A 15,754-nucleotide genomic window follows, 5' to 3' on the forward strand; every position below is an offset into this window, starting at 1 on the left:
CTACTTCTCTCCTCTCATATTAACTACTTAAAGCATAGCCAAATTTAAATTCAAAGTAAAATGATAAGGCTTTTAAAATGTTTAAAAAATTAATAAGTATTTTAGTGAATGAGTTTGTTAGTATTATATGTTTTTCACAAAGTTAGATAAAAAGAAGAGTCAAAAGAGTGGTGGAATCAATGATAATAGAACGTTTAAATGGTTTATAAGCAATCTTATCTTTGTGAAAAGAAAAATAAAAACGACCGGAAATGGGATAATTCCAGTCGTTTTCGATTTAAGCTTCTTAATTAAAAATTAAGTTATTCAATTATTGTATAATTGGTAGCAAATGATTGAGATGGTTATTTCACTAGGTATTCAATCATCACATCTTGATTTGCTTCATCTTGATTTGCTTCATCGGTATTAGCAGCATAATTAGGTGTTGCTAAAGAAATACCACCTTGAGCATTATGGAAAAGATACATGTCTTTAGCTAAATCTCCCTCAAGCTCCGATACTTTGATAACGGTATTGACTTTAACATTACGGACACCAGAGCCATCATGTGAATTGACACGAATTTCTTTTTCTGGGATTACCTCAAATTTTATTTCGCCATTTTGAGGTTCAGTATCAGGGTAGACAAAGCTCACGGTTCCTTCTGATGAATTTAATGTGATTTCATTTGGAATATTCATGCCGTCATTACCGAAGAGAGTGTCACTTGATACTTCACTCTTATCAACCATAAATGGATATTGACTTGGGTCAACAGCTTCTTCATTTCCTGAATTATCTTCAGGGTCATATTCACCAACTAAGTATTCAATCATTACATCTCTATCTGCTTCTTCTACATTGCCAGCGTAATTTGGCGTTGCAAGAGAGACACCACCGTTCGCATTTTGGAAAAGATACATTTCATTTGCGAAATCCCCTTCAGTACCTTCAATTTGAATGACGGTATTGACTTTGACATTACGAATGCCTGATCCATCATGTGAGAAAATACGAATTTCTTTGGTTGGAATATTAGTAAAGGTTGCTGTTCCAGCTGGTTCGCTACCATCAGAAGCTTTAAATGTAACAGAGTTATCGTCAGTATTGATAATAATATTATTTGGAATATTCATTCCTGGATTAAAGAATGGTGTTTCACCAGCTATATGTGATAAATCAACCATGTAAGGGAAATCATCTGTATTTTCTTCAGCAGGTGCTTCAGTTGTTTCTTCAGCAGGTGCTTCAGTTGTTTCTTCAGCAGGTGCTTCAGTTGTTTCTTCAGCAGGCGCCTCAGTTGATTCCTCAGCAGGCGCTTCAGGTTGAGTACCCACTAGGTATTCTAACATGACGTCTTTTTCGGATTCGTCAACATTACCAGCGTAGTTTGGTGTAGCTAATGAGATACCACCATCTTTATTAACAAATAGGAATAGATTTTCGCTACCTTGTTTTGAACGAATTACTGTATTTACTTTAATATCGCGAATACCAGAACCATTGGCAGAGAAGACACGAATGTCTTGAGTTGGAATATTGGTAATTTCAATATTTGATACTTGTGATTCTTGTTCCCGATAATCGTAAGCTAAGGTTAAATCATTTTTAGCTAAGTTTAATCCGTTAGGAATATTCATACCTTCACGTACGAAGTAAGTTTTATCTTGTAAAATATTTAAATCAACCATATATGGGAAGTCTTCTAAACTAGGTTCTTCAACATCAGTTTGAGTAGGTGTTTCAGTTAGAACATATTCTAACATACCTTCTTGACCAGCTTGTCCGCTGTAATCTGGTGTTAATAATGAAATCGTACCAGAATTATTGAAGAATAAGTATAAATCTTCGGATTCTTTAGCGCCAGTATCAGCAACAGGTTTTAAATTTAAAACGGTGTTGACTTTTACTTGACGAGTTGAGCCATCTTGAGCAATAGCTGTCAATTCTTTAGTGTCAATATTCTCGGTTGTTAATTCATAAGTAGCGTTGCTGTCCATCAGGTAAACACGTTTATCTAATAATGAGACTTGAATATTGTGTGGGATGCCATCGCCATCACGTTTAAATGTCGCATGACCACCGAATTGATTTAGGTCTACGGCATATGGCTTATTAGCATCTTCTTTAATACTTTTATCTAATTGATCCACGGTGTCTTTATTTTTAGCCGCTTCAGTTTCTGAGTAATCTTTTGCGACTTGTTTTAAGAACTCAATTGTTTCATTTGATAACTTAATATCAGGATTGTTATTGATAATAGTTTGAACAATAGTATCGATGTTAACTTCTTGATTATTTACCACTGTATTGGTAATTTGGGTTTTCATTTCAACAATAATTTTATTGATTTGAACATCCGTTACTTGATTTTCTTTTTTCGCTTGTTCTACTAATTGAATCTCTTTTTCAGCGACGATGATTGATTTTTGATCAACTTTTAAGCCGGCTTTTTCAAAGAGAGCATAAACACCTGCTAACGCACCTTCACCGGTTACCGGTTTAACAGTTGCGATTTTAATGAGCACGTCTTTAGCACCTGAAGTAATGGCTGCATTTTGATATGTAGTTGGTTTGACCACTAAAATATTTTGTGGGGTAATAACTTGTACTTGTACACCAGAACCTTCTGGTAATTTTTCAATTAAAGCACTTGAGAAAACACCGGTATTTTGATTGGACCCATCTTGTAAATATTGGTTAACGACAGTACCATCAACATAAATAGTATTATCGATAGGTAAATTATTGGCACCTAATAGTTGTTTTGTTTGCTCAGCTTCTTGTGCAGTTAAAGATGCACCTAATGATAATTCACGTTGTGGTGCAGTGGCTGGGGTTGTTGCTTGAACTTCTGTTAATGAGATGACACTAGAGCTAATTGGGACAATTGCTAAGGAACTTAACGCTAAGACCACGGTCATTTTTTTCATAAGTTTCATAATAAACTCCTCCTCTTTATGATTTAATTATATCATTAATTATTTTGGAGTGGGTGAAAAAGGCTTGAATAAAATTTGAAAATGTGAACCGTTTACGAATTTTTTGTAAAAAAAAGAAGTCAAAAGACTTCCATTTTTAATCAATTATTTTTTTGATTCGTGGTATTTTGTCATAATACCTTTTGTAGAGAATAAGTTACGAACGGTATCAGATGGTTGTGCACCATTAGCTAACCATTGTAAAGCTAATTCTTCTTTAATGTCTAAAGTAGCTGGTTCTGTAAGTGGGTTGTAAGTACCGATTTGTTCGATAATACGACCATCACGTGGAGAACGAGAGTCTGCAACAACGATTCTGTAGAATGGTTGTTTTTTTGCACCCATACGTTTTAAACGGATTTTAACTGCCATGTTCATTTCACCTCCATAAATATCATTCACAAGTATGTATTGTATCAGATTATTATCACCCTGTAAAGTATTTTTCCTTTACACCTTAAAATTTTTTTAATTAATATTTTTGCAATTGATTCCAATCAATTTTACGGTAGACAAATGCTGCAATTAAAACGGTTAATCCATTTGATAACAGCATTGAAATCCAAATTCCGGTTGAACCAAGATTACTAAAGTTACTGAATAGCCAGATTAATGGCAAACGAAATAACCATAGACGTCCGATTGACATGAACATCGAATAATTAGTTTTACCCATCCCTTGGAAGACCCCGTTATAAGAAGAGAAGAACCCCATAAAAAAGATAATGAACGTACTATACATCAAATATTCAATGGCTTGATTCCAAAGATTTTGATTACTCATATCAGTTATAAAGAGTGACAGTAAATCTTGTTTAAAGAAATAAATAACAAATGAAGAAATAATTGAAATGAAGCCAATCATAAAATTAGTGCGTTTAAAGATTGCTTTGGCACGATCAAATTGTTGTGCTCCGATATTTTGGCCAATTAAAGAAGTTAAAGCCATCCCAATCCCCATTTGCGGTTGTGTTAATAAATCAGATAATCGATTGCCCATCGAGAAAGCTGCTAAAGTATCCGTTCCATAGGACTGGATTAAGCCGTTTAAAACAGTAAATCCCATGGCAGCACCACTATAACCTAAGGCGGAAGGGAGAGCAATTTTTGTTAACTCTTTAATAATTGGGAAATGGTATTCGCGATTTAGCAAGTGTACTTTAATTTGTGACTGACGTTTAACCACATAAGCGGCTAGTATTAAAAGAATCATTTTAGAAATGATCGTCGCCCAAGCGGCACCTGCAATCCCCATATCCAAACCAGGTAAATTAATTAAAGGAATAGTTTTAAAAATAAAGATCGGGTCTAAAATCACATTGATCAAAGAGGAAATAGTACTAATGATCGTGATGGTCTTATTATTTCCTTCAGAGTTGAGAATCGCTTGATAGGCAAAATAACCAAAGTCAAAAAAGAGACCGATAAAATTAATTTTTAAATAAGTTGTACTTTTAAGCGCGAATTCTCCCGTTCCACCCATCCAACTAACAAAGTCTGCTGAATAGATAAAACCGATGATTGAAACCAGTAATCCAATAGCTAAAGAAAGGTTGAGCGCATTTTGGGCAAATTGATTGGCTTTTTCATATTGTCGAGCACCTAAGCGTTGTGCAATTAAAGTAGTGGCACCGATGCCAATTCCCATACCTAAAGAAATAAATAAAAAATTTAGTGGCCAAACAAAAGCAGTAGCAGCAAAGTCATCTGAAGAGAGCTGGGCCACATAGAGACCATCCGTTAAATTATAAAGGGTTCGAATTAAATTATTGAACATCAATGGTGCTGAAAGGGCAATAATGGTTTTCGTAATGTTGCCCTCCAACATAATATTTTGTTTTGTTTTTTCCATATTTTTTATCACCAAACGGTATTATAGCAGTTTCATGAATTATTTGCACCTGTTAAGTAATTTTTTTAGGCAAAAATATTTCAGTTATTGTTAAAATATGCTATCGTTATTTTGAAAGTGAATGAAAGAGGGATGAGTATGAAACATTATGATTTAATTACCATCGGTGGCGGTAGTGGTGGCAGTGGAGCAGCCAATCGTGCAGCTGAATATGGAGCCAAAGTTGCAGTCATTGAAGGTGGATTGGTTGGTGGGACTTGTGTTAATTTAGGATGTGTACCTAAAAAGGTAACTTGGTATGCCGCCAGAGTAAATGAGGCCATTCGTCATTATGGACCAGGATATGGTTTTACTGCTGATAATGTACAATTTGATTATCATAAATTTTTAGAAGCGCGTGATGGTTATGTTAGCCGTTCACGTAATGGTTATGGCACTCGGTTTGAAAAAAATGGCATTGATCTTTATCAAGGTTTTGCTAAATTTCTAAATAATAATCAAGTTGAAGTTAATGGTGAAGTATTAGAAGCGAAACATATTGTGATTGCAACCGGTGGCCGTCCGACTTTACCTGAGGTTAAGGGGATTGAATTAGTTAATACTTCTGACGACTTTTTCAATTGGGACAGTTTACCAGAGAGTGTGGCAATTGTCGGTGCCGGCTATATTGCCGTAGAATTAGCGGGTGCATTACATTCATTAGGTGTTAATTCACATTTAGTGGTCAGATATGACCGTCCATTACGACAATTTGATCAAATGTTAGGCGAGAGTTTAGTAGAAGCAATGGCTCAAAATGGTCCGACTTTAGTACCTAATACCACGATAACAGAATATCGTCAAAATGGGGATAAAATTGATTGTTTAGTCGGGGATGAAGTCATCTTAACCGTTGATAAAGTAATTATGGCGATTGGACGTCAACCTAATACCGACCAATTAGGTTTAGAAAACACTGATGTTGAATTATTGCCATCGGGTCATATTAAAGTCGATGATGGTCATCAAACAACAGTGCCAACTATTTATGCAATAGGTGATGTAATCGGTAAAGCAGATTTAACGCCGGTAGCCATTAAAGCTGGACGTCAATTATCAGAGTATTTGTTTAATGATGCGACAACTTCTGCCATCTCATATGACATGATTCCAACGGTTATTTTTAGTCATCCTGCTATTGGAACGATTGGTTTAACTGAACAGGAAGCAGTTGATCAATATGGAAAAGATGCCGTTAAAGTGTACCGTACTAAATTTTTCTCAATGTACGCAAGTGCCGCTTGGCATCGTGAACCATGTTATTTTAAATTAGTTTGTGTAGGTGAAGAAGAAAGAGTGATTGGCTTACATGGCATTGGTGAAGGCGTGGATGAAATGATTCAAGGTTTCGGTGTTGCTATGAAGATGGGTGCTACTAAAGCACAATTTGATGCAGTCGTTGCGATTCATCCTACCGGTAGTGAAGAATTTGTAACGATGCGTTAACATCTTGATAGGGAGTGTTAATAGGATAGCTTCATGGAACAGCTTGACATGTCATAATAATGATTTTAACCATGATAATTATTAGCTTGTTGTGCTTTTATTAGGTATAATGGCGTTACATTCAATTTGAGGAGAGGTTACGATGATAGTAAATTTAATTGTTGGTGGAGTTATTGGCTGGTTAGCTGGCTTACTTTTAGGTAAAGACATTCCTGGTGGTGTTATTGGTAACATTATTGCCGGTTTATTAGGGTCAGCTATTGGAGAATATTTATTCCACGATACAGGTTTTATCGCTTCATTTTTAGGAGCAGTTATTTTAATTATTGTCTTTAGCTTTATCAACAAAAATAGAAGATAAATAAGGTATTAAATAAGTGGACAAGAGCTTAAAGTGTTAAAACTTTTAGACCTTGTCCATTTTTTATTTTATCGATTTGTAAGTTGATTACCAAGCGTTCAGATTATCAGATAAATACGCACTAGCAAAGCGTTAGATTGTTATGTCAGCGTTTGATTTCGCCTCAAACAAAAAATAGGCAGGGAGTGGGCAAGAAGTAGAAAATCATTCGATTTTCGCTTCGTCTGCCCACCCCCGCACAGTTGGGAATAGACCTCACACCCATTGCGCTGATGAGTTTTGAATAATAACTTGATTGAATTCAACAAGAATTTTCCCACTTGAAACACTATTATTATATTGTTTCATAACCGACCATTAAGCCACCACGTTGCGCATAATAGTTACATAAGCCACTAGTTGGACGGATGTTAATGGTTGCCTGTGGAAATGATTTTAAAATGACCTCTTTTAGTTTTAAGGCACCAGATTCATTTAAGCAATGTGAAATATCAATGCGTCCATTATTAAATTTAGCTTCAGTAAGTACGTCAACAATTGAATTGTGTGCACGTTTTTCTCCTTTTGATTTATGAACGACTTCGATTTGACCAACGTCACTACGGACACCAATTAAGCGAATATTCAGTAAACCAATCATCCCACCCACTATACGGTTTAAGCGACCATTTTTTACTAGATTATCAACTGACTCTAGCATAAAGACTAAACCAGTTGATTGATGATAATTTTCTACTTCTGTCACGACGTCATCGAATGATTTGCCTGCTTGTATTAATTCAATCGACTTATCTACTAAAATATCCATTTCAGTCCCAGCAGAAAGAGTATCAATAATTTGAATGTTTTTTTCAGGGTGTGATTCTAAAACAAGGTTTTTGGCTAATTGAGCACTATTAAAGCTTCCTGATAATGCACCCGAAATTGTAAAACAAATAACATTATCTGCATCCATAAAAGCTGATGCGTAAGTATCAGGTGACGGACAAGCGGTTGAAGAACCTAATTTGCTATGTTCCATAGAGTCCATTAAATCCGGAACCTTACTAAGATCGTCATCAATAAATAACTCGGTACCAATATTAATTAATAAGGGGACCACTTGAAAACCAATCTCATCGGTTATTTTTGCTTCATGTCTGACGCATGAGCCGGAGTCAGCAAGTATTTTCCATTTCATGTTTTTTTACCTCCTTGGATTTTACCTAAGTATATAAAAATAATGATGAAAGTGCAATTATTTAGGGGGATTTAATGACTTAGCTATCAAGAACATTTCTATTTAAAATCTTAAGCGTGCTTAAGAGTTAGCTGTCAAAAATATTCTTAAGGGCAATAATGAAACTGTATTTATTGTTTGATCTATTAAAAAATATTTCTATGGCAATTTTTAGCAGATTGATTGAAATAGTTTTCAAAACTAGATAAAATATAGGTGTAAATAGGATTTAGGAGGGGATACAATGATTTTAGGAAATTTAAATAAAGCAAATCTATTGGTCATTATTTTTCTGTTTTTTGGGTCAGTATCAGTAGGATTTACGATGATTGGTGAGACTCATTATGCCATTATGTCGATTATTATTGGCGCAATCATCCACTTTTTTAATGGAGCGTATCAATACCAAGAAGATTTAGAAGAGGAAGAATTATCGTTTGCCATTGAATTGAATTCTTTAAGTAAAATGGTGACTTATGGTTTAGCACCCAGCGTTTTGTTAGTGCAGATTACTAATCAAAGCGTGGTTTCGGTAATGGTGGCTGCTTTTTATTTATTAGCAGTAGCGACTCGAATTGCTCATTATAATCGGCCATTAGAGCTTCAAGGTGAAGTAGAAGAAAGTTCTGTTTATGGTTTACCGTTAGTGTCGATTGCGATGGTGTTACCAATATTATCAATCTTAACTTGGATAGCACCCACCACCTTGGTGATGTATCTTTGGATTTTAGTATTTGGATTATGTTTAGTGGGCTTTATATTAAAAATTGAACTTCCTAGAATTCCTGCAAATTTTATTTTTGCTATTTTAGCATTAGGGGCATTTGCATTAGGATTGTTATTAATTCAAGGACCGATAAAATTTTAATGAAGATTGGGATAAAACTGAAGATGGACTGAAAGTACTGCCGTGTCTTACTTTTCGTTACTTTTTAATAAAGATTAGGATAAAACTGAAAGCTGGACAGAAATTGATGATTTCTATCCAGCTTTATTGATGTTTGGATTGTGATATACAGTATAGTTTCTTAACAAATGTAAATAGAATTAGTTGAGCTGCCTATATTTAATAGTGACACGGAGTGTAGTATCCTAACAAATCTGGCAAGAATCAATAAGCGTAGGATGGCGATAAAAGATCATAGTCGACAGTTAAGTAATTCTCAAATTACTTTTTATTTGCTAAGCAATCGATTTAATACGAGAACTTTTGCTTTGGGAAAAGAATGGCTATGTTGTCTATTGATTTAAAGCAGTTTGATAGCACCCAACCACTATGCTATTAATTATTGAACAATAATCTTAACTAAATTTATCAAGTTTATGCCCAGCCTCCTTATTCAATCACGATTCTTTTTTATTTAGTTGTTCTTCATTTCTAGTGCGGTTACTGTTATAATAAAGAATGTTAACTCAATATAATTACTATATTTATCCATATTATCCTTGAAAGGAGATTTTTGATGTCTAAAAAATCTATCGATACGATTTCTGATCAAATTGAATCTATCCTAACATCGATTATTCGTGATGAAGATGTATCAGAAAAAAATATTCACCAAATTGATGAAACGACCATTCAAATCAATGAACAAATTTATCATGTTGCAACCAATTATCGCGAAGGCTTTGATTTTAGTGCTTTTGAAACGCGCTATCAAGATTATTTTGATCGTTTTGATTTTATTGTAGGCGATTGGGGCTTTGAACAATTACGTTTAAGAGGTTTTTATCAAATTAATCGTCGTAAGGTGCCTCGTGAACAAATCATTGATTACTTAGATGATTATTTAAAGGAATATTGTAATTTCGGCTGCCGTTATTTTGTTTTAGCAAAAGAAGAAGCATTGGTAAAATACAATCAATTGCGCGAACGAATGAGCCATGCTAAGCCACAGTCTAAGCGACCTACAAAAAATCCAATTAATACGATTCATCAAAAACAACAAAATTCATTGACAACGAATAATGAGAAAAATAAACGGAAATCACGCCATAAACGTCATAATCAACGTGAACAAAATCAAGCGTTTCAAATTAAGCAATTAGGAAAGCAACAGACACCACAGAACAAAAAAGCTGATTTTGAAGCCAATAAAGTGGTGAAATCAAAACAAAAACAAACTCAGCGTACTAACAAACGAAATTTTATTATTAAACAACAACCTTAGAAGGAGCATTCAATGAAAAAGTATAAAGCTTATTTAATTGATTTAGATGGAACCGTATATTTTGGAAAAAGACGAATTCCAACGGCAGAAGCCTTTATTAAAAAGTTGCATGAAAAAGAGATACCCTATTTATTTATGACGAATAATGCAACGAAAACGCCGGAAGAAGTGGCCTTAAATTTACAAAATAATTATCATTTACCAGCTGAACCAAAAAATGTTTATACTTCATCATTAGCTTTAATTGATTATTTAAATGCACATCATCCGGGACAAACAGTCCATGTAGTGGGTGAGCCTTCATTTAAAAAATTGATTGAAAATGCCGGCTATCAGATTGACCAAACAGAAAATGCGCAAGTAGTCGTGCAAGCACTGAATCGTGAAGTAACCTATCATGAACTAGCAACAGCGGCCAATGCTATTCGCCAAGGCGCACCATTCATTGTGACTAATACCGATCGTCGTATACCAACGGAAAACGGTATGATGCCGAGTTCAGGAGCATTAACTGCTTTTATCCAATATACGACGGAAGTAGATCCGATTATTATGGGGAAACCTCACCGTCCTATATTAGAAGGCTGTTTACATCGATTAGGATTGACAATTGATGAAGTGTTAATGGTGGGAGATAATTATGAAACTGACATCCGGGTTGGGATTGATAATGGGATGGATACACTGTTAGTATTAACGGGTGTGACTCATCCGGATGATGTTGCCAATTTACCAATTCCACCTACTTATGTGGTGGAAGATTTATCGCAATGGGAGCTTTAATATGATTCATTTCAAACAATTGATGCGTGTGCTGTTGATGATTGTTGCATTTATAAGTTTGGCAATTTCTATTGTCATCTTATCAGGCGGGCTTATTTATCGTGGCTATTTAAGTTTTGTTGATTTAGCTACGCCAGTCGGATTAACCAAATCACAATTATTAATCAATATCGATCATATGATGGACTTTTTAATTTTCCCTCAAGTCAATACCCTTAATTTTCCTAATTTTTCTAGTTCTGCTGCTGGTATCCAACATTTTGTTGAGGTAAAGTATTTAATGCAAGCAAATTTTGTCTTGACTATTTGTGGCTTAATATTTTTAGGATGGAATTATCAATCTACTAACAAATTAGGTGTCAAAAAATTGCAATATCAACTCTCTAAATTAGCGGTTTATTTTCCACTTCTTTTACTTTTTTTAATGGTCATTGCCTTTGATCAAATCTTCTTGTTATTCCATCAAGTTTTTTTCGAAACGATTTATGGTTATTCGACCCTTTAGTCGATCCGATTATCTTAGTCTTACCAGAAAATCTATTTTTAATTTATTTTGTCAGTGTCATTATTTTATATGAATTATTATTAGCGATTTATCGACGCATTATGAAATAGGAGGAATGACCATGTTAAATGTCGGCACCATTGGTACTTCTTGGATTACCGAACAATTTATTCAAGCTCTAAAATTGACGAGACGTTATCATATTAAGGGAATCTATTCTCGTAACGCTAAAAATGCCCGTGATATTGCTAAGTTTTATCAAGCTGATTATTATTGTGATCAATTAAATAATTTATTATATGATCCCGCCATTGATGTTATCTATGTTGCGAGTCCGAATAGTTTGCATTTTCGGTATGCGAAAGAAGCGATTCGAGCGGGGAAACATGTGATTGTTGAAAAACCGGCCTTTGCTTCGGTTAGTGAATGGTATCAAATCCATCAATATGCTGAACAGCAAGGGGTTAAAGTGTTTGAGGCAGCACTACACTACCATAATCGTAATTATCGACGTTTAAGACAATTAGTTCGTAATTTACAAAAGGGACATTCACAACCATTTTTAGGGGCTAATTTTAATATTGGTCAATATTCTTCTCGTTATGAACAATATATTCAAGCGATGGCGGGTCAAGAAGAGCTACCGAATATTTTTAATCCTGAATTTGCTGGTGGTACTTTAATGGATATCGGTGTTTATCCTTTATATGTAGCCTTGGATTTATTCGGTATGCCTGATAGTGTCAGTTACCATACCGTAAAAGGACCAAATCAAATTGACTTATTTGGTAATGCGATTTTAAAATACAAAAATTCTCAAGTAAATATTTTTATGTCTAAAGGCGTTCATTCGATTATGCCATCTGAGATTTACTTCGATGATGAAACAGTGGTGATTGAGGGCATTACTCGAATTGCGAGTGTTAAATTAATTAATAAAGCGGGACAAGAGGCTAAAGTAATCGATTATCGCCCAGAAAATGTTATGTACGATGAACTAATTGCTTTTGCAGAAGTATTGACCGATCCCGATAATATTCAGCAACAAGTTCGTTATGAGGACTGGAAGCAGATGAGTTTACAAGTTGCACAAGTCATGGAACAATTAAGAAAATCAGCCAATCTAAAATTTAATTAAGGAGTCAATATGACAAATTTTATTCAAGAACCTTTTAAAAAGATATGGGACCAGGAGGGGTTCGAGCAAATGAGTCCCATTCAAGAAGCATTATATCCCATCATTCAAAGCGGTGAATCAGTAATAGCTGTTTCACCAACGGGAACCGGTAAGACATTAGCCTATCTGTTACCGTTATTTACGCAAGTTGAAAAAAATAATACTTTGCAATTAATCGTCTTAGCGCCATCACAAGAATTAGTTAAGCAAATCGGAGAGGTAGCTGAACTTTGGGGGCGAGCCAAAGAACTTGAAGTCCTAACAATTTTGGGTAGTGCCAATATGCAACGCCAAATTAATGCCTTAAAAGACAAACCGGAAGTCATTGTGGCTTCTCCTGGTCGTTTATATGAGTTAAGCGAACAATCTCGTAAATTGAAATTGCATTTAGTAAAAGCCATTGTTTATGATGAAGCGGATTATTTATATGAAGATGATCAAGCTATTACCATTGACAAGTTTACTAATAAATTAATGCGTGATGTGCAAAAAATTTGGGTTTCGGCTACTTTTGGTCCAGCGCTAGTTAAAGTGGCAGCCGAGATGGGGGACAGTATTCGGGTCGTAAACGCAGACCAACAGCCATTAGCTAATATCGAACATTTTGGTTTGGTGGTGCAAAATCGTCAAAAAATTCAATATTTAAAACGTCTGTCGCATGTTGAAGGAATGCAAGCCATCGTCTTTTTTGAGCAAGTGAATGAAGTAGATCAAGTGGCAGCGAAATTAATTTATGATGGTCTTAATGTTGTATTGTTACATGGGCAATTGTCAAAATTAGAGCGTGAACATGCTATTAATGCCTTTAGAGAAGGCAAAGCTACTTATTTATTGACAACCGATGTTTCAGCACGAGGTTTAGATATCGAAGACTTACCGTGTGTGATTCACTATAATCGCGTCAATGATGCTCGAACCTATTTCCACCGTTCTGGTAGAACTGGTCGCATGGGTAAAAGGGAACCGTCTTATCATTATTAAATGAGCAAGAGTTCAGGGATTTAGCTCATATATTAAAAAATGAAGGGGTTAACTTACAAGAACGCGCTTATTATCAAGGAAAACTCGTGACCATTGATGAACGTGATGCGTTACGATTAGCGAATATTGAAGTTGAAAAAGAGCAAAGTATTAAACGCAAAGCACTAGCAAAAAGTAGAGCCAATCAACCAAAAACTAAGAAGAAAGTTGTGAAGAAGAAAAATCGTTTGCGTGAGACTAGAAACAAAGGCAAACGACGTGGCAAATAGTCAATCATTTCATACGGCTTCTTACATCACTATTATATGCCATTTAATCGATTAGGCATAACCATATAAAAGAGAGATCTCAAAGTATAAATAGTAAAAAATAGGTAACAATAATAAAAGCTCATTGAAACCCAATTAACAGATTTTTAATCCATATCGATAAGGGGAGAATTTTGATTAAGCTCTAATTGTAATCAAATTTCTTCTCTTATTTGTTATTAAAAGATATAATTGAGATATTGTGAGTGATAGATTATAATATAATGAGTAAATATATCGGAGGGGTATCATGACTGAAAATAAATTAATTTTGACACTATTTGGCGCGACTGGAGATTTGGCGTCGCGTAAATTATATCCCGCAATTTATCGACTATACAAGAATGGTCATCTTTCGAAACATTTTGCCTTGATAGGAACTGGAAGAACTAAGTGGAGCCACGAAGATATGCGTCAAACTGTTAGACAAAGTGTCGCAAAAGAAGTAGAAGATCCAACACATTTGGACGAATTCTTAACACATATGTATTATTTATCCCATGATGTGAATGATAAAGCACATTATCAAAATTTAAAAGCTTTTCAAGCAGAGCTTGATCAACAATACCAAACCGATGGGAACCGTATTTTCTATATTTCATTATCACCTACATTATTCCCAACCATTACCTTACATTTAAAAACGGAAGGCTTGATTACCGAAAATGGGTATAATCGCTTAATAATTGAGAAACCATTTGGACATGATACCGAGTCAGCGCAAGAACTCCAACAAAAATTAAATCAAGCATTTGATGAAGACCAAATTTTCCGTATTGACCACTATTTAGGCAAAGAAATGGTACAAGCGATTCGCAATATTCGTTTTGACAACCGTCTTTTCAGTGATATTTGGAATAATAAGGGAATTGATCATTTCCAAATAAGTTTGTTAGAAGAGGTTGGAGTGGAAGACCGTGGGGAATATTATGATCACTCAGGGGCAACTCGTGATATGATTCAAAATCATGCTTTACAATTATTGGCTTTGTTAGCGATGGATGCACCTAAAGATAATTCGGCAGAAGCGATTCAAGAAGAGAAAATTAAAATACTTGCATCACTTCATTTACCGAAGACAACCGAAGAAGTTAAAGCTAATTTTGTTCGTGGACAATATGGTCCTGCCGCGGATTTTAAAGGGTACCGTCAGGAAGAGAATGTGGCCAGTGATTCCAATACAGAAACCTATTTAGCAGCGAAAGTTGAAGTGGATTTACCTCAATGGAAGGGCGTACCATTTTTCGTAAGAACAGGAAAACGTGTTAATTCAAAATCGACTTTAATAGATGTTCAATTTAAACCGACGATGGAAGGTATTGCCGGCAATCATCTACGAATTGAAATTGCACCGCGTACAGGTTATCGTTTATTAGTTAACCAAAAAGTATTTGGCTATTCACATGATACTTATAGCATTCCGTTTGAATATTATTATACAGATGAACAATTAGCACAAACACCGCAAGATTATGAGCGTCTAATTTTGGAATGTATCTTAGGCGACAAGAGTCACTTTGCCCATTACTTAGAAGTGGAACACGCTTGGAAATATATCGATAATTTATTTAGTCATTGGCAAAAGATAGAACCAGATTTCCCTAATTACGAAGCTGGCTCTAAGGGACCACAAGCAGCTGATGATTTATTGGCTAAACACCATATAGAATGGCATCAATAACAAAAAAAGACCGCTATTTAACCGAGAACAATCGGTTAAGTAGCGTTTTTATTTTGGGTAGAAAAAATCAAAGTATTCTTGACTTTCAAAAAAAAAAACTATAATATAAATAAAATTAATGAATTTAAGTTTAAATTATATAATTGTCAATTTTTATGTGTTGAAGCTAAGTAATTAAATAAAAGCCTTCATTTTCAGAAAATTTCAGTTTTTGAGTACTTACTAATATAAAAGTATTCGATTTTTAGATTAAAATTAACAATTATAT

Annotated in this window: 13 protein-coding genes and 1 pseudogene; 10 read left to right on the forward strand and 4 right to left on the reverse strand. The window is 34.7% G+C overall.

Features of this window, described 5'->3' with window-relative positions:
* Nucleotides 1–344 precede the first annotated feature (344 nt).
* The 3 genes from LB888_RS09415 to LB888_RS09425 all read right to left on the reverse strand — a co-directional run bounded on the left by LB888_RS09415 (nt 345) and on the right by LB888_RS09425 (nt 4,815).
* Nucleotides 345–2,924, reverse strand: coding sequence for a DUF1002 domain-containing protein (locus LB888_RS09415; protein ID WP_318752746.1), 2,580 nt, complete (start codon nt 2,922–2,924; stop codon nt 345–347).
* Between the two features lie 144 nt (nt 2,925–3,068).
* Complete coding sequence (gene rpsP, locus LB888_RS09420) at nt 3,069–3,335, reverse strand: 30S ribosomal protein S16 (protein ID WP_066126553.1); 267 nt, start codon at nt 3,333–3,335, stop codon at nt 3,069–3,071.
* A 100-nt stretch (nt 3,336–3,435) separates the two neighbouring features.
* Nucleotides 3,436–4,815: an MATE family efflux transporter gene (locus tag LB888_RS09425; protein ID WP_318752747.1), complete on the reverse strand. Its 1,380-nt coding sequence runs from the start codon at nt 4,813–4,815 to the stop codon at nt 3,436–3,438.
* Between the two features lie 138 nt (nt 4,816–4,953).
* Between LB888_RS09425 and gorA the strand changes: the two genes are divergently transcribed.
* Together gorA and LB888_RS09435 are read left to right on the forward strand one after the other, a co-directional pair.
* The gene (gene gorA / locus LB888_RS09430) at nt 4,954–6,300 is read left to right on the forward strand and encodes a glutathione-disulfide reductase (RefSeq protein ID WP_318752748.1); all 1,347 of its coding nucleotides are present in this window, start codon (nt 4,954–4,956) and stop codon (nt 6,298–6,300) included.
* A 142-nt stretch (nt 6,301–6,442) separates the two neighbouring features.
* Complete coding sequence (locus tag LB888_RS09435) at nt 6,443–6,661, forward strand: GlsB/YeaQ/YmgE family stress response membrane protein (RefSeq protein WP_200803007.1); 219 nt, start codon at nt 6,443–6,445, stop codon at nt 6,659–6,661.
* A 334-nt stretch (nt 6,662–6,995) separates the two neighbouring features.
* Here the strand turns inward: LB888_RS09435 and LB888_RS09440 are convergent, their stop codons facing one another.
* Complete coding sequence (locus LB888_RS09440; protein WP_318752749.1) at nt 6,996–7,841, reverse strand: DegV family protein; 846 nt, start codon at nt 7,839–7,841, stop codon at nt 6,996–6,998.
* A 283-nt stretch (nt 7,842–8,124) separates the two neighbouring features.
* On the opposite strand from LB888_RS09440, the gene LB888_RS09445 reads away from it, so the two are divergent.
* The 8 genes and pseudogenes from LB888_RS09445 to zwf all read left to right on the forward strand — a co-directional run bounded on the left by LB888_RS09445 (nt 8,125) and on the right by zwf (nt 15,486).
* Nucleotides 8,125–8,748, forward strand: coding sequence for a hypothetical protein (locus LB888_RS09445; RefSeq protein WP_318752750.1), 624 nt, complete (start codon nt 8,125–8,127; stop codon nt 8,746–8,748).
* A gap of 595 nt (nt 8,749–9,343) precedes the next feature.
* Complete coding sequence (locus LB888_RS09450) at nt 9,344–10,051, forward strand: YutD family protein (protein ID WP_318752751.1); 708 nt, start codon at nt 9,344–9,346, stop codon at nt 10,049–10,051.
* Between the two features lie 12 nt (nt 10,052–10,063).
* On the forward strand, nt 10,064–10,834 hold the full coding sequence (locus LB888_RS09455; protein ID WP_318752752.1) for a TIGR01457 family HAD-type hydrolase: 771 nt from the start codon (nt 10,064–10,066) through the stop codon (nt 10,832–10,834).
* 37 nt (nt 10,835–10,871) lie between these two features.
* Nucleotides 10,872–11,449: pseudogene (locus LB888_RS09460) on the forward strand (TIGR01906 family membrane protein).
* A gap of 11 nt (nt 11,450–11,460) precedes the next feature.
* Complete coding sequence (locus LB888_RS09465; protein ID WP_311920893.1) at nt 11,461–12,477, forward strand: Gfo/Idh/MocA family oxidoreductase; 1,017 nt, start codon at nt 11,461–11,463, stop codon at nt 12,475–12,477.
* Between the two features lie 69 nt (nt 12,478–12,546).
* A complete protein-coding gene (locus LB888_RS09470) occupies nt 12,547–13,497 on the forward strand; it encodes a DEAD/DEAH box helicase (RefSeq protein WP_318752754.1) in 951 nt (316 codons plus the stop codon).
* An 86-nt stretch (nt 13,498–13,583) separates the two neighbouring features.
* On the forward strand, nt 13,584–13,766 hold the full coding sequence (locus tag LB888_RS09475; protein ID WP_318752755.1) for a hypothetical protein: 183 nt from the start codon (nt 13,584–13,586) through the stop codon (nt 13,764–13,766).
* 289 nt (nt 13,767–14,055) lie between these two features.
* Complete coding sequence (gene zwf / locus LB888_RS09480) at nt 14,056–15,486, forward strand: glucose-6-phosphate dehydrogenase (protein ID WP_318752756.1); 1,431 nt, start codon at nt 14,056–14,058, stop codon at nt 15,484–15,486.
* The last annotated feature ends 268 nt before the right edge of the window (nt 15,487–15,754 follow it).

It is taken from the genome of Globicatella sp. PHS-GS-PNBC-21-1553, assembly GCF_033564055.1.
Lineage (GTDB): Bacteria > Bacillota > Bacilli > Lactobacillales > Aerococcaceae > Globicatella > Globicatella sulfidifaciens.

Coding starts and splice junctions, on each gene's coding strand:
- LB888_RS09415 (WP_318752746.1), bottom strand. CDS start 2,924: ATGAAACTTATGAAAAAAATGACCGTGGTCTTAGCGTTAAGTTCCTTA.
- rpsP (WP_066126553.1), bottom strand. CDS start 3,335: ATGGCAGTTAAAATCCGTTTAAAACGTATGGGTGCAAAAAAACAACCA.
- LB888_RS09425 (WP_318752747.1), bottom strand. CDS start 4,815: ATGGAAAAAACAAAACAAAATATTATGTTGGAGGGCAACATTACGAAA.
- gorA (WP_318752748.1), top strand. CDS start 4,954: ATGAAACATTATGATTTAATTACCATCGGTGGCGGTAGTGGTGGCAGT.
- LB888_RS09435 (WP_200803007.1), top strand. CDS start 6,443: ATGATAGTAAATTTAATTGTTGGTGGAGTTATTGGCTGGTTAGCTGGC.
- LB888_RS09440 (WP_318752749.1), bottom strand. CDS start 7,841: ATGAAATGGAAAATACTTGCTGACTCCGGCTCATGCGTCAGACATGAA.
- LB888_RS09445 (WP_318752750.1), top strand. CDS start 8,125: ATGATTTTAGGAAATTTAAATAAAGCAAATCTATTGGTCATTATTTTT.
- LB888_RS09450 (WP_318752751.1), top strand. CDS start 9,344: ATGTCTAAAAAATCTATCGATACGATTTCTGATCAAATTGAATCTATC.
- LB888_RS09455 (WP_318752752.1), top strand. CDS start 10,064: ATGAAAAAGTATAAAGCTTATTTAATTGATTTAGATGGAACCGTATAT.
- LB888_RS09465 (WP_311920893.1), top strand. CDS start 11,461: ATGTTAAATGTCGGCACCATTGGTACTTCTTGGATTACCGAACAATTT.
- LB888_RS09470 (WP_318752754.1), top strand. CDS start 12,547: ATGAGTCCCATTCAAGAAGCATTATATCCCATCATTCAAAGCGGTGAA.
- zwf (WP_318752756.1), top strand. CDS start 14,056: ATGACTGAAAATAAATTAATTTTGACACTATTTGGCGCGACTGGAGAT.